1 protein-coding gene is annotated in these 1,123 nt (G+C 32.9%); it reads right to left on the minus strand.

Annotation, left to right across the window (positions count from 1 at the left end; all coding sequences use genetic code 11):
- Positions 1 to 28 precede the first annotated feature (28 nt).
- A protein-coding gene (locus tag ABF638_RS38085) for an IS630 family transposase (RefSeq protein ID WP_435027903.1) occupies positions 29 to 1,038 on the minus strand; the annotation gives its coding sequence in 2 pieces (ribosomal slippage) (positions 29 to 618 and positions 618 to 1,038; 1,011 coding nt in all).
- Between the last annotated feature and the right edge of the window lie 85 nt (positions 1,039 to 1,123).

The raw sequence follows: 1,123 nt of genomic DNA on the forward strand, positions 1-1,123 counted from the left end.
TATAGCAATCCTAAATCATTTGTGAAAATCAATCATACATAAATATTTTTGGGAAATTAAATATTTCATGGTGAACAGCGAGTTCAAATAAACGCTTGACAATAGTAAAAGATTTACATAAATGATAATATTCTCTAATAAACTTTTTAGCAGATAACCAAATATCTTCCACTGGGTTTTGTGTCGGATCATTAGGAGCGAAGCGAATACAAGTAACTTTCCATTCGTTCTCGTTTAGCCCCTGATTTACAGATTTTAAATAATCTTGAAATTCAACTGAACGGTGATAACTAGCTCCATCCCAAATCAAACTAATGCGGCTTTTAGGATATTGAGTAAGCAGGTATTCTACGAATGCAATTGCCGATTTAGAATCACCTTTTTTGAACGGCTTAATTAAAAATTCTTGTGTGTAATAATTCAGTGCGCCAAAGTATGTCTGTCTTTGTCTTTCGTTAAGAACTGGAACTTCAATTCTTTCTTGAGTATTACCCCAAATATAACCACAAATGTCTCCCCACAACAAATGACACTCATCCTCAAAAAATACAACCATTTCTCCAGACACAATCTCACTTTGATGTGCATTAAGCCATGCTGTAATTTCTAGTTTTTTTTTGCTACTAACTCCTCGTCTTTGCGTGGGTTCTTTTTTTGTGTTTTTTTCCAACTTATAGATGCTTCTTTAAATAGGTCATAATAGCTTTGGTTTGACTCAAATGCTATATTGAAACTTTCTTCTATGTACTCTTTTAGTTCATTTAAATGCCAGTATTTTTTTTGTTTAAGCCATTCAATCACTGTTTGTTTTTGTTTGCTATCAAGATAACCTCTCGAACCTTGATATTTAAGTTTTAACCCTGCAACCCCCTGTTCCACAAAAATATATTTCCACTTATTGACAAAGCCTAAAGATACGTGCAAAATTTCTGTAATCTGAGAATGAGTGTAACTTTCCATCACCATTTGTACAGCCAGCGCTCGTTTCAATTCTCTTTTATCTGGGTTCCCTTGGATAAATTCTATCAATTCTTTCATATAGGGAGTTGTGTATTTTCTATATTAATTAGATCCAGCTTATCGTTATGTGTAATTTTTCACAACTCATTTAGGATTGCTATAT

The organism is Nostoc sp. CALU 1950 (assembly GCF_051172895.1).
GTDB lineage: Bacteria > Cyanobacteriota > Cyanobacteriia > Cyanobacteriales > Nostocaceae > Nostoc > Nostoc edaphicum_A.